The organism is Ochrobactrum sp. AP1BH01-1, from assembly GCF_018066705.1.
Taxonomy (GTDB): domain Bacteria; phylum Pseudomonadota; class Alphaproteobacteria; order Rhizobiales; family Rhizobiaceae; genus Brucella.
The window spans coordinates 1,015,562-1,037,367 of the sequence record NZ_JAGPOU010000002.1 but is presented as its reverse complement, the minus strand read 5'-3'; the positions used below and the strand labels follow the sequence as shown (position 1 = coordinate 1,037,367).

The window sequence follows — 21,806 nt, the reverse complement described above, 5'->3', positions numbered from 1 at the left end:
GGTGCCGCGCTACAAGCTCACTGTCGAATATGACGGCACGCCCTATGTCGGCTGGCAGCGGCAGGAAAACGGCCATGCGGTACAGAATGCCATCGAGCAGGCGTTCAAGAAGTTCTGCGGCGAAGACCTGACGCTGAGCGCTGCGGGGCGCACTGATGCGGGCGTTCATGCGACGGCACAGGTCGCCCATGTCGATCTCACCAAGGATTGGGACGCGGGCAAGGTGCGCGATGCGGTCAATGCGCATCTGGTCATGGCGGACGAGCGCGTCAGCATCCTGAATGTCGAGAAGACGACGGACGCATTCGATGCGCGCTTTTCCGCGCGCGCGCGACATTATCTCTACCGCATCCACAATCGCCGTGCGCCTCTGGCCATTGACTATCAGTGCGCATGGTGGGTGCAGAAGCGGCTCGATGCCGAGGCAATGCATGAAGCGGCCAAGCGGCTTCTGGGCGAGCACGACTTCACGACGTTTCGCGCCACGCAATGCCAGGCCAAGAGCCCGGTCAAGACGCTCGACCGGCTCGATGTCACCCGCAATGGCGATTATGTGGAACTGCGCGTTTCGGCGCGGTCTTTCCTGCACAATCAGGTGCGCTCCTTTGCGGGCAGCCTGATGGAAGTGGGCGTCGGGCGCTGGACGGCGGATGATTTGCAGGCGGCCTTGGAAGCCCGCGACCGCAAGGCCTGCGGGCAGGTTGCCCCGCCCTATGGGCTTTATCTCGTCGGCGTGGACTACGCCTTTCCGTTTTAACATCAAGGCATTCGAGCCATAGCGGCCTGCCAATGGCACGCCGCTTCGCTTCCGGTGCTCATGTACCAAAAGTACACTCCGCTCCGGTTCTCGCAGCGCACCATTTTCGTCTCGCCCTGTCTCGAATTCCAGCGGTCTTAGCTCAATAAGCATGCGGATCGAAACCGATCCCGAGCAATTGCTGCAGCAGGACGGTCAGGAACAGCGAGCCGAAGAAGATGCAGGCGAAGAACGGCGCTGCATAGGCGTGCGGGCGCTGCAGCGCGACGAATGTCAGCCGGTAGCTCAGAACGATGGATATGCCGAACATGATGAAGGCGAACAATGTCGACACATCGGCCCGTCCGGGGAAGAACAGCTGCAGCAGGGTAATCGGCGCAAAGATCCATGAAATCAGCGCACTGCCCCAATTGGTGGCGATCACGAAGGCCGCATAGCGCTTGGCGATGCCGATACGCTTGGCGATAAGCCCGACGACCACGAGCGGCACAATCCACGCCGCTATTTCAACGAAGGCGGCTCGGGTGACGATGGCAAAGCGCAGGCCCGCTTCCTCGCGGCCCGCCGTCAGGTTCGCCGCATAAGCCACCCAGCTCGCGAACATAGGCGGCAGCGCGATTGCTATTGCATAAAAGGACGACCAGAAACCCTCGGCGGAAATGTCGAGATAATTCAGTCCTTCCTTGCGCCCGAGCATCATTTTCCAGACGCCCCAGAAATATCTGAAAATATCGTCCAGGCTTGGCATGAGATTCCCAATTTTTCGCATAATCCGGGCGGACAAGTCATGCGACTTTACCGGGCTATGCTTTACCCAAAGAAATCGGCCCAAAGAAATCGGCAATGAAGCGTTCATAAATCTGTGTCAGGCCTTCGAGATCGGCAAGGGCCACGCGCTCGTCAACCATATGCATGGTCTGCCCGACAAGGCCGAATTCGACCACCGGGCAGTAATCCTTGATGAAGCGGGCATCGGACGTGCCGCCTGAAGTCGACAGTTCCGGGCGCTTGCCGGTGACGGCCTCCACCGATGCGGTCAGCGTGCCAATCAGCTTTTCGTCGCGGGTCAGGAACACATGGCTTGGATGCTCGCGCCAGGTCAGTTCATAATTGATCGGCGTTTCGCGGCCCGGACGCAGGCGATTGTCGCGGGCGGCCTTTTCGAGGCGTGCGGCGATTTCAGCCTGCAAGGTTTCTGCCGTCCATGTGTCGTTGAAGCGAATGTTGAACGAGGCGGTTGCCTTGTTCGCAATGACATTGGTGGCCTTGTTGGCCACGTCGATGGTGGTGACTTCCAGATTGCTGGCCTGAAAATCGGCGGTGCCTTCGTCGAAAGCCGGGTAAAGCAGGCTGTCGACCAGCGTTGTGATGCCGCGTACCGGATTTTCAGCCAGGTGCGGATAGGCGGCATGGCCCTGCACGCCATGGACGGTAATCGTGCCCGAAAGCGAGCCGCGCCGCCCGATCTTGATCATGTCGCCAAGCGCATTGGGATTGGTCGGCTCGCCGACGATGGACGCATCCCAGCTTTCGCCGCGCTGTTTCGCCCAGTCGAGAAGCTTTAACGTGCCGTTGACGGCAGGGCCTTCCTCGTCGCCGGTAATCAGAAAGGAAATGCTGCCCTTGATGCTGCCGTGCTTTTCAATGTGGCGCGCAACCGCCGCGACAAAACAGGCGACGCCGCCTTTCATGTCCACCGCGCCGCGACCATACATCACGCCATCTTCGATGGCGGCGGAGAAGGGCGGATGTTTCCAGTCGCCTTCATTGCCGGGCGGCACGACATCGGTGTGGCCTGCGAACATGAGATGCGGGCCATTGCCTGACTTGCGTGCATAGAGATTTTCGATATCGGGCGTGCCTTCGTCGCGGAATACGGGCCGTTCCACGGAAAACCCCATCGGCTTCAGCATCGCCTCCAGCGCCGTCAGCGCGCCGCCTTCGGCGGGCGTAACGGACGGGCAGCGGATCAGGGCGGCGAGGTTTTCGGCGGGATTGACAGCTAAACTCATAATATCGGGACTTCTGCACAGGGAATCGTTTGAGGCCGAGATTATCGCGCATCCCGAAAAGTGCGAAGCGGTTTTCGGGGCAAGATGCGCGACAAGGCAACCGGCATCCCGAAAAGTGCGAAGCGATTTTCGGAGCAAGATGCGCGACAAGGCAACCGGCATCCCGAAAAGTACGAAGCGGTTTTCGGAAGAAGCTGTTTGGTACAATTCCGGCAGTTGTGTGAGGCGGGCATCATTTCGCCTTTCACTTGTTTTTCTCAGCCGGTTTCAATTTGGGAACGAAATTTCCTTGACCGGAGGGCCCCTGTCATCGTTAGTTAAAAAAGAGTTGATAACGAGACCCGTAAAGGGCCGGTCAGCGGGAACTCTTTTTAAAATGGGAAAATGTTCATGCGTTTGGTCTTTTCTGCCGTGGCAGGCATGATGGTGTTCTTCGGAACTGCGGCAGCGCCGGCCAAGGCCGCACAGTGGAGTGAAGCGGGCGGGCTGACCAGCATTCCCTACGGTCACAAGGACTATTGCGGCCGCAATCCGCGCGATTGCGGGGCGCATCGCGTGCTGGCGCCGATGAAGCTTTCGCCGCAGCGCATGAAGCTGCTGCAATCGGTCAGCAGTTCCGTCAATCACCGTATCAAGCCGGTTTCCGATCAGGAAAATTACGGCAAGCGCGATTACTGGACCATTCCGGTCAACGGCAAGGGTGATTGCGAGGACTATGTGCTGATGAAGCGCGCGCAGCTCATGGCGCGGGGCATGAGCCCGTCGCAGCTTCTCATCACCATGGTGCAGGGCAGCGAGGCGCATGTGGTTCTGACGGTGCGCACCGATCATGGCGACTATATTCTCGACAATCTGCGCGACGAGGTGCTGCCGGTGGAAAAAACACCCTATCGCTACGTCAAGATGCAGTCGCCTGCCAATTCGGGCCAATGGGTTTCCATCGCCGGACGCTCGGTTGCGGTCGCAAACAACTGATCACGGACGAACCTTCAGCCGAACGCTGGCGCAGCCAACTTCATAGTATAAAGCCGCATTTCGATGCGGCTTTTTCTTTTAGGCCGCCCCCCACAATGAGGTGCGATGGTGGACGCATTCCATTGCAAGGCGCAAATAGTCGCCATTGTTCACTCCTATTGGACAATATAATCGGACAGACTGTTCGCGGTTTTTGAACAAAGACACCTTTGTAACAGTCGCGTGATTGCCGATATATCAATCAAACAATTGTTTTTATTGCGTTTTCAGGTTTGAAATTATCGATACCCAAAAAAATGGCCGCACAAATGTGTGATCAACAAAACATTTTCGTGACTGGAATTTTCGCCCACTGTTACCCATTTCAGGTGCATCGGAACGACGAACAAACGCCGCTCCACTTTCCAAGGAGATAGGAAAATGAAGAAGATTGTTCTTGCTGCCGCTGCCCTTGCTCTTAGCGCCGGTGCCGCCTTTGCAGAAAACCCACATGTTGGCGAACCTGCCGATCTCTATGCAAACGACCGTACGCCGGTCGCTTCCCAGAAGGTCGACTACACGGCTCCCGCCTCAATCAACAAGGCAACCGTTTCTCAGGATGGTTCGGCTCACCGCTTCGGTGATGCATCGCCTTCCTCTTACGAGAACTAAAAGTCCGGTCGGACTTTTGGCCTTTCGACCCTGACGGGTCGCGCATGAATTATCCCGAAGGTGTCGGTGCATTTCCTCCCAGATGTGCCTGACATCGCGGGGTGGGCCACGAAGGCCCAGCCACCCCCAGCCAACCGAATGTCCCCTGAGCCTGAGATACTGTCTTGCGCGGTTCGATCAGTGAAAAACTGGTGTGGGGACGCTATGGAAAAGGAATAAAGATATGAAAAAGTTCGCTCTTGCCGCTCTTGCTGTCGCTCTCAGCGCCGGTGCCGCCTATGCCGAAAACCCATTCGTCGGCCAGCCTGAAGCCATGGCAGCCCAGGACAAGGCCTTCACCCAGCTTGGTCAGGCTCCGGTTGCTGCGCCCCGTGGCAATGTCGATTACACGGCCCCGGCTTCCATTCGCCAGTCTGCGCCGGTTAATCATGATGGTTCGGCTCATCGCTTCGGCGACGCTTCCCCGTCCAGCTATCAGAACTAATCCGTTCTGACAGCTGAGACCTTCGGTCGTCCTGCATGGCTCTGCGTTCGTCCCCTCACGCATCGGTCATGCAGGGCCACCGAAAAGCATCAAAACTATCTCCCCGGAGGATGGCGTCAGTGTCTCCCCGGACTGCCCGGATCAGAGGCGCTACGCCATCCGAAGGGGCGACCAGTTATGAAAAAGGCGACGCCGATGGCGTCGCCTTTTTCTTTGAAAATGCCTGCGTCCAGCGCATCCTGAAAAGTGGGCGCTTTGGTCAACCAGGTTGACACGTTCTAGTCGCGCAGCAGCTCGTTGATCGAGGTCTTCGAGCGGGTCTTTTCATCGACGCGCTTGACGATGACGGCGCAATAGAGGCTCGGGCCCCAGTTTTCACCCGGAACGTTCTTGCCCGGCATGGTGCCGGCGACGACGACGGAATAGGGCGGCACTTCACCGTAGAAGACTTCGCCGGTGGCACGGTCCACGATTTTGGTCGACTTGCCGATGAAGACGCCCATGCCGAGGACCGAGCCTTCACGCACGATGCAGCCTTCGACCACTTCCGAACGCGCCCCGATGAAGCAATTGTCCTCAATGATTGTCGGTCCCGCCTGCATCGGCTCCAGCACGCCGCCAATGCCGACGCCGCCGGAAAGATGGACATTCTTGCCGATCTGCGCGCAGGAGCCGACCGTTGCCCATGTGTCGACCATGGTGCCTTCATCGACATAAGCGCCGAGATTGACGAAGGAAGGCATGAGGATCGCATTTGGCGCGATATAGGCCGAGTGACGCACGACGCAGTTCGGCACGGCGCGGAACCCCGCCTTTTCGAATTCATTGGCCGTCCAGCCGTCGAACTTGGACGGCACCTTGTCCCACCAGGAGGACTGGCCGGGGCCGCCCTTGATGACTTCCATCGGGTTGAGACGGAAGGAGAGCAGGACCGCTTTCTTCAGCCATTGGTTGACATGCCAGTTGCCGTCCGCCTGTTTTTCTGCGACACGGGCTTCACCGCGATCGAGCAGAATGAGCGACTGTTCGACGGCATCGCGCACTTCGCCGCGTGTTGCCGTGTTGATGCCGTCGCGCTCGTCGAAAGCCTTATCGATTGTCTTTTCGAGGGCGGCGAGGTCTGGCTTGGTCATAGGGTGCGATCTCCATGAAGGGCGGCGGAAGGCAGGCACGGAGACATCCGGCCCGTTTGCTGGGAAATTGATTAAGCGAAGGCGCCATGAGGGTCAATCTCGTTCGTGATCCGATTGCGGCGCCACGTTTGAGACAGATTAAGCATTTAGCGCCAGAATGGATGCTGTTATGCATTGAATGGCAAGAATGAAGGAGCAGGTTAGAAGCATGAACCCGATGGAGAAGTCCGGCTGGACGCCGTTCCCGAATTCCGAGGAAGCGGTCAAGCAGGCGCGAACCGTACCGCAGACGCCCCAGACCGAGGCTCCGGCCTATCGCCTTGCATTCACGGACGATGACTTCATGACCCGGCGCGACCTGCGCCCGGTGCGCCTGCAACTGGAGCTTCTGAAGCCTGAGATGATTCTGGCCGACCGGGGCATCAAGTCCACTGTCGTCATGTTCGGCGGCGCGCGCATTCCCGAGCCGGGCGGCGAGGCCTGGGCGGCCAAGAACGAGGTTCAGAAGAAAAACCTCGAAGCCAATGCCCAGTATTACGAGGAAGCCCGCAAATTCGCGCGGCTATGTTCCGAATATTCCGCCACGACCTATTATCGCGAATTCATCGTGGTGACGGGCGGCGGTCCCGGCGTCATGGAAGCGGGCAATCGCGGTGCTGCCGATGTCGGCGCTCCGACCATCGGGCTCAACATCGTGCTGCCCCATGAACAGGCCCCCAATGCCTATGTGACGCCGGATCTCTGCTTCAATTTCCATTATTTCGCGATCCGCAAGATGCACTTCCTGATGCGGGCCAAGGCGATCTGCGTCTTCCCCGGCGGCTTCGGCACAATGGACGAGCTTTTCGAGGCGATGACGTTGATCCAGACCAACAGGATGGAGCGCATGCCGCTGATCCTGTTCGGCAAGGAGTTCTGGACGAAGGCGATCAATATCGAGTTTCTGGCCGAGCAGGGCACGATTTCGCCTGCCGATATCGAGTTGCTGAACTTCGTCGAAACCGCCGACGAAGCATGGGACCTGATCAAGGATTTCTACAAGCTTTGATCACCCTTGACAGGTTGTTGGAAGCGCCCGGCTTAGAGCGGTTCCGGTTTTAGCAAACCCGTTGGAACCGCTCTATCTGTTTGTTTTTGCCGCATTTCCGAACGCAAAGCCGTTTCACACTTTTGCTGGAAATGCTCTATTGGTCGGGCGTTTTTCTTTGCGCCTCTTCTTCCTGATAGGGGCGGGGGCGGTGAACGAGTGTCACCAGCACGACCGAGATGATCATCAGGAGATACCAAGAGCCGAGCTTGCCGAGCGAGACCAGTTCCCAGCCATTGCGCTGGTTGGGATAAAGCCAGGCCTTCGACCATGTGCCGATGTTCTCCGCGATCCAGATGAAAAGCGAGGTCAGCAGGAAGGCCACCAGCAGCGGCATTTTATGCCGGAAGCGAAAGACGCGGTAATGCATGGTCGTGCGCCAGTAGAGCGCGAAGGTAGCAGCAAAGAGCAGCCAGCGCGCATCCCAGATGAAGTGGTGCGCGAAGAAATTGACATAAATCGCGGCGGCCAGAAGCACGGTCATCCAGAGCGGCGGATAGTGGTTCAGCCTTATATCGAAGATGCGGTTGATGCGCGCCATATAGGAGCCGACAGCCGCATACATGAAGCCTGAAAACAGCGGCACGCCGCCAATGCGGAAGAAGTTTTCTTCAGGATAGACCCATGAACCGGCATGGGTTTTGAATATTTCCATCGCCGTGCCGACGACGTGGAAAATCAGGATGACCTTGGCTTCTTCCCATGCCTCCAGCTTGAAGACCAGCATGGCAAGCTGGATCGCGAGTGCGGAGAGGAAGAGGAAATCATAGCGCGTGATGAACCCCGCGCCGCCATCCGGCCAGAACCAGCGGGTCATGATGATGAGCCCCAGCATGGCGCCGCCGAACAGGCAGGCCCATGCCTGTTTCAGCCCGAAAACCAGAAATTCGATCAGCGCAACCGTGATCTTGTGACGGGGCAGATTGTCGAGAAGGCGGTGAGCAGCCTCGTCGATACGTTTTTCAAGGCCGGTGAAATGTCTATCTGACTGCAACGATCTGTTCCAGAAATCCGGTCAGGTTGTCCGTCACATAATCCACCTGATCAGTGAACTCGGGATCGCTTTCCCATATTTCCGAAAAAGTAGGCTCAAAGTTGTTCGGCACGACCAGAACGGTTTTCATGCCGAGGGCTTTGGGAACGACCAGATTGCGCGCAAGGTCCTCGAACATGACGGCCTTGCCCGCATCGATACCGAAAACGCCGAGGAAGCGGTCATAGGTGACCGATTCCGGCTTCGGTGTCAGGCCTGCCGCCACAATGTCGAAAATATCGTCGAAATCATCGAGGATCCCGAGTTGACGGGCGGCGCGTTCGGCATGGCCGCGGTCGCCATTGGTGAAGATGAAGCGGCGACCCGGCAGCGCCTTGATGGCTTCCCCAAGCGCCGGATCGGGTTTCAGCCAGGAATAGTCGATATCATGGACCTTTTGCAGAAAGTCATCCGGATCGATCTGGTGACATTCCATCAGACCCTTCAGCGTGGTGCCATATTCCAGATAGAACTGCTTTTGAATCTTGCGCGCTTCGTCGCGCGGCAGGTTCAGCAGCGCCTCGACATAGCTCGTCATCTTCACGTCGATCTGGGAAAACAGATTGGCGGCGTGCGGGTAGAGCGTATTGTCGAGGTCGAACACCCAGTCGGTGACGTGGGCAAAAGCCGAGGCATCAGGTTGATTGGTCATGGTTCTTATGTCACCGCTTGATAATATCTACCGGATGTCCTTGATCAGAAAGACCTCGGCTTCAGGTTGAAACGCGCCAAAGGAAATGCTGCCGCTTTCGCGAAATCCGTTGCTTCGATGCCAAGCCTGCGGCTCCTGTTCGCTGGCGACACTGGATGTCATCAATGTCGTGGCATGACATTCCCGCATCTTTGTTTCCCAGAAACGGAAGAGTGATCTGCCTATGCCGCAGCGCCGGTATTCGGGGCTGACCTGAATCATATCCATATAGGGCAGTGCTCCCCAGAACCAGCTAAAGCGGAGAAAGCCGACAGGATCAGCGTCAGTCAAAGCGATTATGTATTCGCTATTGGCGACACAGCGCTTCACCCAGTGAGGCGGTACATGCAGGTCATGCATCGCCAGCCACTCGGTATGCTGGACTTCTGCAAAACAAATATCAAATTTCATCGGTCTCTTGTAGCACGCTTCCTAAGGGAACGCGTCGCTAAACAGCAGAGCGGCTCTCCAGGACAAAAGCCGCCCGGAGGCAGTTTGCTGCTTATGGAACGATAGGCACGCTCCTTTTAATTACGGAACGATAAGCGTGCCGGCACCATGCTCGGTGAACAGTTCAAGCAGCACGGAATGCGGGGTCTTGCCGTTGAGGATGACAACGCCTTCAACGCCGCGGCGGATCGCATCGATGCAGGTTTCGACCTTGGGGATCATGCCGCCGGAAATCGTGCCATCCTTGATGAGCGCCTGCGCATCGGCAACCGACAATTCCTTGATGAGATTCTTGTCCTTGTCGAGAACGCCCGGAACGTCCGTGAGGAACAGAAGGCGCGTTGCAGCCAGCGCGCCCGCGATGGCGCCTGCGAAAGTGTCGGCATTGATGTTATAGGTGTGGCCGTCGCGGCCCGGCGCAACCGGCGCAATGACGGGGATCATTTCGGAGCGGGCGAGCAGGTCGAGCAAAGTGCGGTCGACTTCCGCCGGTTCGCCGACGAAACCGAGGTCCAGCACTTTCTCGATATTGGAATCGGGGTCGATGACGGTCTTGTGCGCCTTCTGCGCGAAGACCATGTTGCCGTCCTTGCCGCAAAGCCCGATGGCCCATTCGCCTTCGGCATTGATGAGCGCGACGATTTCCTTGTTGATGGAGCCGGCCAGAACCATTTCCACCACTTCGACGGTCTTTTCGTCGGTGACGCGCAATCCGCCTTCAAAGCGGGATTCGATGCCGAGCTTTGTCAGCATGGCCTGAATCTGCGGGCCGCCGCCGTGCACGACGATCGGGTTGATACCGGACTGTTTCAGGAGCGCGATGTCCCGCGCGAAAGCCTTGCCCAGCTCAGGATTGCCCATGGCGTGGCCGCCATATTTGACGACGACATGCTTGTTCTCGTAGCGCTGCATATAGGGCAGGGCTGCGGACAGGAGTTGCGCTTGCATTTCAGGGTTTTCAAGTGTCGTCATCGCGGGCTCCATGGCAGGCGACAGGGCAAAAGAGGCAGTCATGTCTAGACCGGATTTATCGCAAATGGAATCCGCGAAACCAGCCTCCGGCGTTTATTTTTCGCCACAAAAGGCTGGTTCGTCTAAGAGATAACCCGTTTTGAACCCACAAATTTCAGAAAGCCCGTTTCATGCATAGAGTTTTGATTGCCGCCTTTGCCTGTCTTGCGGGCGCTGCCGTGTCCCAAGCCGCGCAGACCGCCGAAACCACCGAGACCATCGTGTTCATTCGTCATGGAGAAAAGCCGGAAGGCGGCATGGGGCAGTTGAGTTGCCAGGGGCTCAACCGCTCGCTCAAACTGCCTGCCGTCATCGCGCGGGATTTCGGCAAGCCTGACGCCATCTTTGCGCCCGATCCCGCGCAGGAGAAGACGGATAGCGGCGTTTCCTATGCCTATATCCGCCCGCTCGCGACCGTGGAGCCGACCGCCATCCGGTTCGGAATGCCGGTTGATACGCGTTTTGGCTATGACGAGATCGGAAAATTGCAGAAGGCGCTCGAACAGCCCGGATTTGCCAACGCGACTATACTGGTTGGCTGGGAACACAAGCAGATTTACGAACTGGCCCGCAATCTCCTGAAGGACAATGGCGGCGACAAGGCCGAAGTGCCGAAATGGCGCGGCGAGGATTTCGACAGCATCTATGTGCTGCATATAAAACGCGGCGACGGGCATGTCAGCGCCAGTTTCGAGCGCCTCAATGAAGGGCTGAACGGGCAGCCTGAAAGCTGCCCGGGATAGAGCATGTCCCTAAAACCGGGAACCGGTTTTGGGATTTAGACATGCGAAAGAACAGATAGTATCAGTATTCTTTCAAAAGCAGGGCGATTGCCGCTCGCAGCTCGTCCAGACCTACGCCCTTTTCGGACGATGTTGCAATGATGCCGGGGAAGCAGGCTGCGCGCTTGTAGGTGAGCTTGTGCGTTTCTTCCAGGAGGCGCGGCACCCCGGCAGGCTTGATCTTGTCGATCTTGGTCAACACGATCTGATAGGACACTGCCGCCTTGTCGAGAAGGTCGAGCACTTCCGCGTCATTTTTCTTGATGCCGTGGCGGGCGTCGATCAGCACATAAACGCGCTTCAGCGTGGTGCGGCCGCGCAGATAATCGAACACCAGCCGGGTCCACGCATCGACCTGCGCCTTCGGGGCTTCGGCAAAGCCGTAGCCCGGCATGTCGACGAGCGCCAGCGGCGGCAGGTCGCCATTCTCGCCCGAATAACCGTCCGGCACGAAATAGTTCAGTTCCTGCGTGCGGCCCGGCGTGTTGGAGGTGCGCGCAAGGCCCTTCTTGTTGACGAGCGCATTGATGAGCGACGACTTGCCGACATTGGAGCGGCCCGCAAAGGCGATTTCCACCGGGCCTTCCGGCGGCAGGAATTTCATCGACGGCACGCCGCGGATGAAAATCCACGATTTCTTGAAAAGCAGACGACCTTCCTCGACGAGCGCCGCCTGGGCTTCCCGGACCGCATCCGCCGCCGCCTGAGCGGCCCTGATCGCCGCCTGCTTCTTATCCTGCTCGCTCAATGGTTCTGTCCCGATGGTGTATTCTATTGAGTACACGCATCAATGTTATGAGCCGCATTGTCAACATGACGGCATAAAAAACCCCGCCAAAGCGGGGTTCTTTCAAGTCTATTTTTTCGCCTCTTTCGGCTTTCGCTTGAAGAGGCTCTTGAGATTGTCGAAGAGCTCGATCTTCACGCCCTGGCGCTTCATGATGATGCCCTGCTGGGTAATGGAGAGCAGGTTGTTCCATGCCCAGTAGATCACCAGACCAGCCGGGAACGAAGCCAGCATGAAGGTGAAGATAACCGGCATCCAGGTGAAGATCGCAGCCTGCGTCGGGTCTGGAGGCGTCGGGTTCATGCGCATCTGCAGGAACATGGTGATGCCCATCAAAAGCGGCCAGACGCCGATCATCAGGAAGTGCGGCACGCCGAATGGCAGAAGGCCGAACAGGTTGAAGATGGAGGTCGGATCGGGCGCTGCAAGGTCCTGAATCCAGCCGAAGAACGGCGCATGGCGCATTTCGATGGTGACGTAGAGCACCTTGTAAAGCGCGAAGAACACCGGAATCTGCACCAGCACCGGCCAGCAACCGGCAAGAGGATTGATCTTCTCTTCCTTGTAGAGCTTCATCATTTCCTGCTGCTGCCGCATCTTGTCGTCCGCATATTTCTCGCGGATTTCAGTGAGCTTCGGCTGCACCAGCTTCATGCGTGCCATCGACTTGTACGACTTGTTGGCAAGCGGGAAGAACAGGCCCTTGAGCAGAACGGTGACGACCAGGATGGCGACGCCGAAATTGCCCGAGAATTTGTAGATCCAGTCGATGAGATAGAACATCGGTTTGGTGATGAAGTAGAACCAGCCCCAGTCGATCAGCAGTTCAAACTGCTTGATGCCGAGCTTTTCCTCGTAGTTCTTGATGAGGGAAACCACTTTCGCACCGGCGAAGACATGGTTCTTCAATGTCTGCGTCTGGCCGGCGGCAATGGTCATCGGCGCGCCGAGGAAATCGGCCTGATAGCGCGGGCGATCATTGGTGAAGTGCGAGAAACGGCCGGTGAACTTTTCGTCCTGCGGCGGAATGAGCGTTGCCGCCCAATATTTGTCGGTGATGCCGAGCCAGCCGCCGCTTACGTCCTTGAACGAGATGTCCTTGTTGTCCTCGATCTTGGAATATTTGATTTCCTGCAGACCGTCCTGGCCCATGACGCCGATCAGGCCCTCGTGGAGCACATAGGTGGCGCTGGCATGTTCCGGCTGGTTGAAGCGGGTCACGCGGCCATAGGAAGCAAGCGAGATCGGCGCGCCGGAATTGTTGACGATCGTGTCCTCCACCGAGAACATGTAGGATTCGTCAACCGAAATGACGCGCTTGAAGGTGATGTTCTTCTCGTTGGTATAGGTCAGCGTAACGGGCGTCGTCTGCGTCAGCCTGTTATTGCCTTCCACGGTCCAGACCGTGTTCGGTCCGGGAACCGGGCCGGTCGTGTCGTTGCCGGTAAAGCCCAGTTCGACGAAATAGCCCTGCTTCAGCGCCGAGGGCGCGAGCAGCTCGATGTTCGGCGAATTGTCGTCGACGGTCTCGTGATAGTTCTTGAGGAAGATGTCATCGAGACGGGCGCCGGTCAGGTTGATCGAACCACGCAGCGAAGGCGTGTCGATTTCGATGCGCTGCGTCTGGGCGACCGCTGCCTCGCGGCTCAGCGTGCCGCCGCCGGCTGCGACATCGCCGTGGCCGGGAATGTTCCCGGAGGCTGCAGGCATCTGCGGCGTGTCGCCGTTCTGGCCACCTTGCGCCTGCTGCTGCGTCGCCTGTTGTTTCTGCTGCTGCTGCTCCTCAATGCGTGCCTGCTCCCGCTGGGCTTCCGTCTTCGGACCCAGATAAAACACTTGCCACAGCGTCAGCACGAGGATGGACAGGGCAATGGTGATGAAGAAATTACGATTATTTTCCATTGACGGGTCCTGATTCCGGTCTTTCCGTTCGGCGTTTCCCATCGCCCCGCCGTTCACCCTTCGCCTTGATGCGGCGGGAGAGTTCTTCGGTCAGTCGCGAAAAGGGCGCAGTGAGGGCTTGCTCGCGCGCTACGATCACATAGTCGGTCGAAGGCGCCATGTCACGCCCTGCGTGACAACGTACCGCTTCTCTGAGCCTGCGGCGGATGCGGTTGCGTATCACGGCATTGCCGTTCTTCTTCGTTACGGTGAAACCTGCACGGGGTTTTTCGCCGATCTTGGCGGCTTGCGATTCCTCTTCGGTCCGTTCCCGGACCTCAAGAAGAAACAGCGGACCACGTCGCTTTTCACCATTCCTCAAAGCCAAAAACTCCGCTCTCTTGCGAAGGCGGAGTATTTGCTTTGGCGTCTTCATTCTTTTCGTCACCGCGCAGCCGCGCGGGAAAAGATTAAGCGGAAAGCCGCTTACGGCCGCGCGAACGGCGAGCGGCGAGAACCTTGCGGCCGCCGGTGGTTGCCATGCGTGCACGGAAACCGTGACGACGCTTGCGGACGATCTTGGATGGCTGGTAAGTGCGCTTCATTTATTTAATACCGCGGTGTGCGGCCCTTCTTGATTCTGTTTTTCCGTTGAACACGATCTTGTCCGAAACCGTTATTCACCTTTCGGGATCATGCTCTATTGAACAGGAGCTGGTTCTTGTCCCTTGCGACGGACAGCACAAAACCATCCGTAAACCCGCGCGGGCGAACGTGACGCGGCTTATAGGGGGAGGGGGACAAAGAGTCAATGGTGGCGGATGCTATATCACAGTTGCGCTTCAATCGCTGCCTTGTCGATGACGGACCAGACTTTCCTTATCAGCGTATTCTCGAATTCATAGAAAACATTCTCTGCAAACCGGACCCGTTTGCCATTGACCGGCAGCCCGAACAGCATCGCCTTCGGCGTGCAGTCGAACAGGAGGCGGCTGGCGATACGCGGCGGTTCGCTGACAAGGAGTTCGATGTTGAAGCGCAGGTCCGGGATCGCCTCGAAATCCTGTTCCAGCATCGCTCGATAGCCGCCGAGCCCCAGGGGTCTGCCGTTGTGAATGGCCTCTTCATGTACATAAAGCCTGAGGTCGTCCCAGGCCTGCCGGTTGAGGCATGCTATATAGTCGCGATAAATCTCGGCGAGCGGTTGCGACATGGCTGTCCTCCTCTTTTTGCTGAAATTGCGCAAATCGGGCTGGCATTGGCATTGCCAAAGCAAACTAGGGCTTTAATAAGGATGCGCAACGTTTTCACATGCGGGACCATCCCGCAGAAGAGCAGTATTGAGAGGAGTTCACCATGAGCATCCGTCGCATCGGGGTCGGCCCGCGCATGAGCCAGGCCGTCATTCACGGCAACACCGTTTATCTCGCCGGTCAGGTGGGCAATCCGGGCGCCAGCGTCACCGAACAGACCAAGGCCGTTCTGGCCGAGGTGGACCGTCTTCTCAAGGAAGCGGGCTCCGACAAGACCAAGATCCTTCAGGCCATCATCTGGCTTGCCGACATGAAGGACTTTGCAGAAATGAACGCCGTCTGGGATGCATGGGTCGATCCGGCTCACACGCCTGCACGCGCCACCGGCGAAGCAGCGCTGGCAACGCCTGACTACAAGGTCGAGATCATCATCACCGCTGCGGTGTAATCTCTTCATACTAAAAGAGAACCCCGTCGAAGTTCCGGCTCCGGCGGGGTTTTTCTATTCTCGTATGCGCTCCGAAAAACCGTCGCGTCCGCCTGCGAGCGCCCTTGCATCGATAGATGCGCGCTGGCGCGTTTCCTCCAGCGTGCCGCCATTCTCGATCCAGCCGTGATCGTGCAGGTAGCCAGGCAGGTAGCCTGACAGAAGAATGCGGTAATCGAAGGGGAAGGTCGGGTCCAGCACCCGCGCCATGTGGAAGATGATCGTGGTGCAGTTCGCGGTCAGCGTATTATAGAATTTCGGCTGCTCCGCCAGCTCGTTGCCAAGTCCGACATAGGACAGGAAGAGTTCGCGCGCGCCCGCTGGCGGCAGCTTCACGCGGTAGCGGTAGACATTTTCCTTGCGGACATTGGTGCGCAGATAAATGATATCGCGTTCCTCCGCGGCAATCATCGCGAGCTCGAATTTGCGGAAGAAGCCGGCAATGGGCGAATAGACCTCATGATGCTCACGGCGGATTTCGCCGGAAAAGACCACATGGCGGCCATCCTCGAAGCCGAACGACAGAAGCGTATGGGCGATTGCCGGGCTCGACCAGTAGGAAAGAAAGACATCCACCGACGTGATCTTGCTGAGATCGTAGGTTTCTTCCTTCCAGTTGGGCGTGAAATCTTCCGTGGTCCGCCAGATGAAATCGCGCACATTGGAAAGGGTGACGATGTCGCCATTGACCTGCCCAGTCACCGTGCGGGCGACATCGGGCGCCCATATGCGGTTGAGGGAGGGGCGCACCGTGGACCAGGCCGCCAGTATCGCCAGCGCCAGAAGGCAGAAGAAGAGCCGCCTTCGCCAGCAGCTGTAATGTCTTTCGCCAATGATCACGCCAAGCACGATCAAAAGCCAGGCGGCGATGACCGACCCGCGCACCGCATCGCCGAAGGGCAACTGGAACCACATGGCGAAGCTGGCCCAGATCGAAAAGCCGAGGGTGAATAAAATGAAGACGAATTTGCCTGCGATGCGGACGGGAGCCGATTTCAGGAGAGATGACATATGCATTCCGTATTCGTCGGTTGCCGCTGCCGGGATTTAGTTTGCATGCGGAAATTGCGGCGATACTGACATGATTTGCATCGTCATGTCATGGGGGTAACGGTCAGAATAATTAATTTAAGTTTCTACATCAGGACTGTAGAAAGTTATTGGCGCGTCAGGGCTTATTTCTTTGCCGCCATTGCTTCGCCGCGCGGGCGGGAAACAGGCTTGCGGTTGCGGGCGTGCGGACGCACCAGACGCCACAGCAGAAGCGCGCCGACGATCCCGGCATAGATGACCGGTTCCGCAGGCCAGCTTTTCACCGACATGATGAAATGGATCGCGCCGCCCGCAATCGCCACATAGACCAGCTTGTGCAGGCTGTTCCAGCGCCGCCCGAGCTTGCGGATCGACCAGTTGTTGGAGGTAAGCGCCAGCGGCACCAGCAGCACAAGGCTGATCATGCCGATGGTGATGAAGGGTCGCCGCACGATATCGGCGACGATGGCGGAAATGTTCAGGCCCTGATCCAGCACCATATAGGTGGCGAAGTGCATCAGCGCATAATAGAAGGCGAGCAGGCCGAGCGCGCGCCGGTAACGCAGAAACGCAATGCCGGTGAGGTCGCGGATCGGCGTAACCATCAGGGTCAGGATCAGGAAGCGCAGCGCCCACAGGCCAAGCGTGTGTTCAAAGGTCTTGACCGGATCGGCGCCAAGCCTGTCCGTGAGGCCCTGATAGAACGTCCAGACCGCCGGAACGAACCCGGCGGCATAGAGCAGCCAGATTTTCCACTCGCCCGGTCGAAGGGTCTTCTTCCTGCCTGTCGCCGCCGCCATGTCAGTAATTCACCTTCAGGTCCACGCCTGCATAAAGCGAGGCGACTTCCTCGCCATAGCCGTTGAAGGGCAGGGTAGGACGCCGTCCGGACCCCAGAAAACCGCCTTCGCCGATACGGCGCTCGGTCGCCTGGCTCCAGCGCGGATGATCGACCTCCGGGTTCACATTGGCGTAGAAACCGTATTCATTGGCGGCCTGCTGCTGCCACGAGGTCGGCGGCTGCTTTTCGACGAAGCTGATCTTGGTGATCGCCTTGATGCCCTTGAAGCCGTATTTCCACGGCACCACGAGCCGGATCGGCGCGCCGTTCGCATTGGGCAAGGTCTCACCGTAAAGGCCGACCGAAAGGATGGTCAGCGGATGATTGGCTTCATCGAGACGCAGGCCCTCGATATAAGGCCAGTCGAGGACCTGAAAGAGACCGGTCTGGCCCGGCATTTCCTCCGGCCGCACGACGCCGGTGAAGGCGATGTACTTGGCCGAACCGAGCGGCTCCGCCTGCGACAGAAGGCTTGCGAGCGGAAAGCCGATCCAGGGAATGACCATCGACCACGCCTCGACGCAGCGCATCCGGTAGATGCGCTCTTCAAGCGGCATCTTGGCAATCAGTTCCTGAATGTCGAATTCCTTCGGCTGTTTCACAAGACCGTCGACCGTGAGCTTCCACGGCAGCGGCTTGTAATTGCCGGAATTGGCGGAAGGATCGCTCTTGTCCGTGCCGAACTCGTAGAAATTATTGTAGGTCGTCACCGCTTCCTGCGGCGTCAGCTTCTCATCCACCTTATAGGCGGAAGCCTTCGCCCTGAGCGGTTCGGCAAGGGCCGAAGACGCGATGCCGGCAGCGGCCAGAGCACCCGCGCCGGCCATGAACGAACGGCGGTTCAGATAGAGGCCTTTGGGCGTCACCGCATCATAAGTAAGACGGGCGGACGAAAAGCGACCGGGTTTGAAGGTGCTCATGGTTGCTTGCTCCCCATTTGTGGCAGATGCCGTCTGTCTATGTTGACAGCATGTTCCCACGTAAAGGCGTCAAAAGCATGGATAATTTGCGGACGCTCGGCCATTCACGCATTGTTGAAGCGGGGCGCGGATATTGCAAGATTGTAACAGGGTGTAATTTTTCGTGCGCGACGCCACATTCTCGCTAAAAGTCATCTGCTAAGAGTGACTATCATTCAAACCGGCAGGGGTGGGGACGCACCTGGGAAGAGCTGCCTTCAAACCTTCGTTAACGTCTCATTGGCTATGTTGAGATCATGGTAAAGAAGATGTTTATGGCCGCTCTGGCGGCAGCTGCACTTACGGTGACGGTCGGCCCGGCTCTTGCCGAAGGCCAGCCCGTTTCGACGAACGGTCAGGGCAAGGCCCTGAACGCGATTGCCGCATCGATGAAAGAAGAGCAGGGCGCTCCCAAGTTGGGTGAAGGCGTGACAATGCGCGAGAAGAAGATGGATACGGAAACGACGCCTGAACAGAATTTTTCGCGCAGCAGGCAGTTCATCCATCGCTTCTACAAGCCGGAAAACGCTTCGAACGAGCTGGTGATCCTGCTGCACGGTTCGGGCGGGAATGAAACCAGCCTTGTGCCGATGGCGACCAAGATCTGGCCGCGCGCCACGCTGCTCGGCATTCGTGGCCGCGTGATGCAGGATGGCGGCACGCGCTGGTACAAGCGCATTACGCCGGTGAAGTTCGACCAGAAGGACATCAAGCTCGAAGCCAATGCCTTCGTGACCTTCCTCACGCGTCTGGCCGACGACAAGGAACTCGACCTCACTCACGCAACCTTCGTGGGCTATTCGAATGGCGCCAATCTTCTGGCGGCGACCATGATGCTTCACCCTGATCTGGTGAAGCGCGCCGTGCTGATGCGTTCGATGCCGGTTCTGGACAATGCGCCCGCCGCCAATCTGAGCAAGGCGCGCGTTCTGACCATTACGGGCGAGGATGACAAGCTCTACTCACCGTTTGCGCCAGCGCTTTCAGCACTTCTGCGCTCGGGCGGCGCGCGCGTCGACGCCCGCACCATCGATGCGGATCATATGCTGGGCGAAAAGGACGTCGCAGCCATCAGCCAGTGGGTGGCTTCGCTCGGACCGGATGGCGCGCCTGCGGTTGCACGACGCGGCCAGTAATACAGCTAGCGTCAACCTGAATGAAGCCCGGTCGGTCTTCCTGATCGGGCTTTGCTTCATGCATTCGGGCGATAGCGAAAGTGGCCGGTAATGGGGAACTCAAACAGCCGGTCTTCAATCCGGGTTCCTGCACCGATATTGTGAACAACCAAAGGACGTGTGCCCTCGGCATTATAGCGCTGTGTAACGATGGCTATATGCGGCAGGTTTCCGGGAAGCATCTGTGCAACGAGGTCGCCCGGACGATAATCCTGTGCGGCTTTTGTAACCGGTAAAGCCGCATTGCTCCTGTTGAAAAACACGGCAAGGTTCGGCACGCGACGGTGGTCAATGTTCGGGTCGGGACGCTTCAGGCCCCAGTTTCTCGGATATTGCGTGAAAGCTTTCCGCATATCGTTATGGACCAGGGCCTGTAGGTCCGCATTCAACGCCTGTCGATAGGCGCGGATGATGACATCCGTACAGACGCCTCGATCGAGAGGAACGTCCCCACCGGGATATTTCAACTGTGTATAGGCGGGGTCATAGCGAACCGTCGTTCCCACCTGGCTTTCCGCCGCTGCAATCAGCTTTTGCGCCCATGGTTCGACCTCAGCCGCAGGGGCGGTTGCGAAAGTCTTTTCAACGAGCAGGGACGTCGAAAAGACTGCCGATACTCCGCCGAGGACAATAGAACGACGTGAAAGCATACTGAAATTCTCTTCCTCCTGTATGAACAGGATAAAACCGCTGCGGATTGATTGCGATTGTTGGTCCGTTGCCGGTGTGATCTATTAGCTATTCTAGATTTAAATAAGGAAATCGTATGATTCGAAGAAGTTCTAAAGGTTCGTCTGTTCTGATGGCCGTTATCGGCGCAGCTCTCGTGGCAGGCGGATTTTATTATCAGGCAAGCGGCTCGTCTGTTTCGAGTGCCGATCAACAGCGCTGCGAAAAAATCATCCAGAATATTTATGGTGACAATGCCGATGCCAAATCGTCGTTGCTGCCGAAATGCAACGAGCCGGGCATGGTCGCTATGATGGATGCAAAGGCCGGTGGCTCTGGCGCATCGGAAGCTGCCGCAGCCATTGCCTCCGCTAATCAGAGCGACATTGCGTCGAATGCATTGGGTTACGGGGTGATGGGCGTCGGCGTGGCGCTGGTGATCTCTGGTCTTTTCGGCGTGGCTCGCGCCAAACGAAACGATCAGGTCTGAGGATCTGCAAGCAGTCCACTTGTGTGGATGAAACGGGGAATCAGTCCATAGGACTGTTTCCCCCGCAACTACGGTTTCTGTTCAGGTCTAGAACGCGTTTCGATCTGATTGAATCAGATCGGCGCTCTAATCATTTGTTTTTACGCGCATCTTTTCCGAAAATCGTTTCACACTTTTCGGGATCCGCTCTAATCCGCTATCGAAACCACACCGCAATCCCCGGCCTCGGAGCCGAAGACGAGCCGCTGGCCCTGATCGTCCCAACCCATACTGGTGATTGCGCCCTTGCCGGGGCGGCGCAACAGCACTTCCTTGCTGTCGGCAAAACGCGCGATCAGGATCATGCCGTCATTATAGCCGATGGCCGCAATGTCCTCGACCGGGTGGCAGGCAACCGATGTCACCATGCTGTCGCCGCGAAGCCCAAGCTCCAGCGGGGCCTTGCCCATCGGGCCGTCCTTGCCCGCGAAAGGCCAGACGATTGCCGCCGGCGCGCCGGATGTGGCGAGCCACTTGGCCTTGGCGCTCCACGACCAGTCCTTCACCTTCGCAGGATAGCCGGTCATGCGCATGTGCTTCGTATCTTCGAGACGCCAGCCATGCAGCGCGTTTTCCTGCATCGAGGTGATGAGGAAACGGCCATCGGGCGAGAAGATCACGCCGATATGCGCGCCTTTCCATTCCAGTTCGACGGGCTTTGCCGCCGTGCCGGTCCAGATCAGCGTCGCGCCGTTATAGCGCGCAATCGCCAGCCGCTGGCCCTTCGGCGCAAAGGCTATGCCCTCGACGCTGCGTTCCTGCGCAAATTCCTGCACCTTGCCGTCTGAGGTGCGTGTCCAGGCGGTGCGCCCCGACGCAAAGCCGACCGTGCCGCCCGGACCTGCCGCCACTGCGGTCATCCATTTGCGCGGAATCTTCGCAAGTTCCGTTACCGTCCCGTCGGCGTCGATGCGGCACACACGACCATCTTCGCCGCCGGTGATGAGTGACTTTCCGTCAACGGAAACGGTTGCGCTCAACAGCCCGTCATGGGCGGTTGAGGTCTTGCTTCCGTTGTTGAGCTGATGGATCGAGCCATCGGCCATGGCGAAGAAGGGAATGCCGCCGACAAAGCGCGCATAAAGACAATGACCTTCGAGGTCGAGCGGAGCTACTGTAGGCATCGG

26 protein-coding genes are annotated in these 21,806 nt (G+C 58.0%); 9 read left to right on the top strand and 17 right to left on the bottom strand.

All coding sequences use genetic code 11. The features are described from left to right. Window position 1: 1 nt before the first annotated feature. Window positions 2–757 carry a tRNA pseudouridine(38-40) synthase TruA gene (truA, locus tag J9800_RS10370; protein WP_114216177.1) on the top strand — a complete coding sequence of 252 codons (756 nt, stop codon included), beginning with the start codon at window positions 2–4 and terminating at the stop codon, window positions 755–757. A gap of 142 nt (window positions 758–899) precedes the next feature. Here the strand turns inward: truA and J9800_RS10365 are convergent, their stop codons facing one another. Beyond that, window positions 900–1,505, bottom strand: coding sequence for a hypothetical protein (locus J9800_RS10365; RefSeq protein WP_112585438.1), 606 nt, complete (start codon window positions 1,503–1,505; stop codon window positions 900–902). Between the two features lie 55 nt (window positions 1,506–1,560). Further along, the gene (gene dapE, locus J9800_RS10360; protein ID WP_210845703.1) at window positions 1,561–2,769 is read right to left on the bottom strand and encodes a succinyl-diaminopimelate desuccinylase; all 1,209 of its coding nucleotides are present in this window, start codon (window positions 2,767–2,769) and stop codon (window positions 1,561–1,563) included. 423 nt (window positions 2,770–3,192) lie between these two features. Here dapE and J9800_RS10355 point away from each other — a divergent pair, with 423 nt between their 5' ends. From J9800_RS10355 to J9800_RS10345, 3 genes are all read left to right on the top strand, one after another. Beyond that, a complete protein-coding gene (locus J9800_RS10355; protein WP_114216373.1) occupies window positions 3,193–3,744 on the top strand; it encodes a transglutaminase-like cysteine peptidase in 552 nt (183 codons plus the stop codon). Between the two features lie 420 nt (window positions 3,745–4,164). Further along, window positions 4,165–4,395: a hypothetical protein gene (locus J9800_RS10350; RefSeq protein ID WP_114216178.1), complete on the top strand. Its 231-nt coding sequence runs from the start codon at window positions 4,165–4,167 to the stop codon at window positions 4,393–4,395. 223 nt (window positions 4,396–4,618) lie between these two features. Beyond that, entirely contained in the window at window positions 4,619–4,879 is a 261-nt protein-coding gene (locus tag J9800_RS10345; RefSeq protein ID WP_112585444.1) for a hypothetical protein, read from the top strand. Window positions 4,880–5,157: 278 nt separating this feature from the next. Here the strand turns inward: J9800_RS10345 and dapD are convergent, their stop codons facing one another. Beyond that, complete coding sequence (gene dapD, locus J9800_RS10340) at window positions 5,158–6,012, bottom strand: 2,3,4,5-tetrahydropyridine-2,6-dicarboxylate N-succinyltransferase (RefSeq protein ID WP_114216179.1); 855 nt, start codon at window positions 6,010–6,012, stop codon at window positions 5,158–5,160. 208 nt (window positions 6,013–6,220) lie between these two features. Here dapD and J9800_RS10335 point away from each other — a divergent pair, with 208 nt between their 5' ends. Beyond that, a complete protein-coding gene (locus J9800_RS10335) occupies window positions 6,221–7,060 on the top strand; it encodes an LOG family protein (RefSeq protein WP_114216180.1) in 840 nt (279 codons plus the stop codon). A 136-nt stretch (window positions 7,061–7,196) separates the two neighbouring features. Here the strand turns inward: J9800_RS10335 and J9800_RS10330 are convergent, their stop codons facing one another. From J9800_RS10330 to argB, 4 genes are all read right to left on the bottom strand, one after another. Further along, window positions 7,197–8,093 carry a DUF817 domain-containing protein gene (locus tag J9800_RS10330; RefSeq protein ID WP_114216181.1) on the bottom strand — a complete coding sequence of 299 codons (897 nt, stop codon included), beginning with the start codon at window positions 8,091–8,093 and terminating at the stop codon, window positions 7,197–7,199. Continuing rightward, on the bottom strand, window positions 8,080–8,784 hold the full coding sequence (locus tag J9800_RS10325; RefSeq protein WP_114216182.1) for a pyrimidine 5'-nucleotidase: 705 nt from the start codon (window positions 8,782–8,784) through the stop codon (window positions 8,080–8,082). Before J9800_RS10325 ends, J9800_RS10330 begins: the two co-directional genes overlap by 14 nt. A 27-nt stretch (window positions 8,785–8,811) precedes the next feature. Further along, complete coding sequence (locus J9800_RS10320) at window positions 8,812–9,234, bottom strand: GNAT family N-acetyltransferase (RefSeq protein ID WP_114216183.1); 423 nt, start codon at window positions 9,232–9,234, stop codon at window positions 8,812–8,814. A gap of 120 nt (window positions 9,235–9,354) precedes the next feature. Beyond that, a complete protein-coding gene (gene argB / locus J9800_RS10315) occupies window positions 9,355–10,245 on the bottom strand; it encodes an acetylglutamate kinase (RefSeq protein WP_114216374.1) in 891 nt (296 codons plus the stop codon). A gap of 170 nt (window positions 10,246–10,415) precedes the next feature. Between argB and J9800_RS10310 the strand changes: the two genes are divergently transcribed. Beyond that, complete coding sequence (locus tag J9800_RS10310; protein ID WP_114216184.1) at window positions 10,416–11,027, top strand: hypothetical protein; 612 nt, start codon at window positions 10,416–10,418, stop codon at window positions 11,025–11,027. A 61-nt stretch (window positions 11,028–11,088) separates the two neighbouring features. Here J9800_RS10310 and yihA read toward each other — a convergent pair whose 3' ends face one another. The 5 genes from yihA to J9800_RS10285 form a co-directional block, all read right to left on the bottom strand. Further along, window positions 11,089–11,715, bottom strand: coding sequence for a ribosome biogenesis GTP-binding protein YihA/YsxC (gene yihA / locus J9800_RS10305; protein ID WP_502696727.1), 627 nt, complete (start codon window positions 11,713–11,715; stop codon window positions 11,089–11,091). A 207-nt stretch (window positions 11,716–11,922) separates the two neighbouring features. Further along, complete coding sequence (gene yidC, locus J9800_RS10300; protein WP_114216185.1) at window positions 11,923–13,755, bottom strand: membrane protein insertase YidC; 1,833 nt, start codon at window positions 13,753–13,755, stop codon at window positions 11,923–11,925. Then, entirely contained in the window at window positions 13,745–14,170 is a 426-nt protein-coding gene (gene rnpA, locus J9800_RS10295) for a ribonuclease P protein component (protein ID WP_112585462.1), read from the bottom strand. The genes yidC and rnpA overlap by 11 nt, the downstream gene beginning before the upstream one ends. A gap of 34 nt (window positions 14,171–14,204) precedes the next feature. Further along, window positions 14,205–14,339 carry a 50S ribosomal protein L34 gene (rpmH, locus tag J9800_RS10290; protein ID WP_006467565.1) on the bottom strand — a complete coding sequence of 45 codons (135 nt, stop codon included), beginning with the start codon at window positions 14,337–14,339 and terminating at the stop codon, window positions 14,205–14,207. 224 nt (window positions 14,340–14,563) lie between these two features. Then, on the bottom strand, window positions 14,564–14,947 hold the full coding sequence (locus tag J9800_RS10285) for an ester cyclase (protein ID WP_114216186.1): 384 nt from the start codon (window positions 14,945–14,947) through the stop codon (window positions 14,564–14,566). 143 nt (window positions 14,948–15,090) lie between these two features. On the opposite strand from J9800_RS10285, the gene J9800_RS10280 reads away from it, so the two are divergent. Next, window positions 15,091–15,435, top strand: a complete 345-nt coding sequence (locus J9800_RS10280; RefSeq protein WP_112585466.1) for a RidA family protein — start codon at window positions 15,091–15,093, stop codon at window positions 15,433–15,435. Between the two features lie 54 nt (window positions 15,436–15,489). Here the strand turns inward: J9800_RS10280 and J9800_RS10275 are convergent, their stop codons facing one another. From J9800_RS10275 to msrP, 3 genes are all read right to left on the bottom strand, one after another. Then, window positions 15,490–16,485, bottom strand: coding sequence for an Lnb N-terminal periplasmic domain-containing protein (locus J9800_RS10275; protein WP_205315950.1), 996 nt, complete (start codon window positions 16,483–16,485; stop codon window positions 15,490–15,492). Window positions 16,486–16,649: 164 nt separating this feature from the next. Further along, a complete protein-coding gene (gene msrQ, locus J9800_RS10270) occupies window positions 16,650–17,306 on the bottom strand; it encodes a protein-methionine-sulfoxide reductase heme-binding subunit MsrQ (protein ID WP_114216188.1) in 657 nt (218 codons plus the stop codon). Between the two features lies 1 nt (window position 17,307). Next, on the bottom strand, window positions 17,308–18,267 hold the full coding sequence (gene msrP / locus J9800_RS10265; protein WP_114216189.1) for a protein-methionine-sulfoxide reductase catalytic subunit MsrP: 960 nt from the start codon (window positions 18,265–18,267) through the stop codon (window positions 17,308–17,310). A gap of 296 nt (window positions 18,268–18,563) precedes the next feature. On the opposite strand from msrP, the gene J9800_RS10260 reads away from it, so the two are divergent. Beyond that, a complete protein-coding gene (locus J9800_RS10260; protein ID WP_112585474.1) occupies window positions 18,564–19,442 on the top strand; it encodes an alpha/beta hydrolase in 879 nt (292 codons plus the stop codon). 56 nt (window positions 19,443–19,498) lie between these two features. On the opposite strand, the gene J9800_RS10255 is transcribed toward J9800_RS10260, so the two are convergent. Further along, window positions 19,499–20,131, bottom strand: a complete 633-nt coding sequence (locus tag J9800_RS10255; RefSeq protein ID WP_114216190.1) for a DUF1287 domain-containing protein — start codon at window positions 20,129–20,131, stop codon at window positions 19,499–19,501. Window positions 20,132–20,247: 116 nt separating this feature from the next. Between J9800_RS10255 and J9800_RS10250 the strand changes: the two genes are divergently transcribed. Further along, on the top strand, window positions 20,248–20,640 hold the full coding sequence (locus tag J9800_RS10250) for a hypothetical protein (RefSeq protein WP_114216191.1): 393 nt from the start codon (window positions 20,248–20,250) through the stop codon (window positions 20,638–20,640). Between the two features lie 188 nt (window positions 20,641–20,828). Here the strand turns inward: J9800_RS10250 and J9800_RS10245 are convergent, their stop codons facing one another. After that, window positions 20,829–21,803: a WD40 repeat domain-containing protein gene (locus tag J9800_RS10245; protein ID WP_114216192.1), complete on the bottom strand. Its 975-nt coding sequence runs from the start codon at window positions 21,801–21,803 to the stop codon at window positions 20,829–20,831. Between the last annotated feature and the right edge of the window lie 3 nt (window positions 21,804–21,806).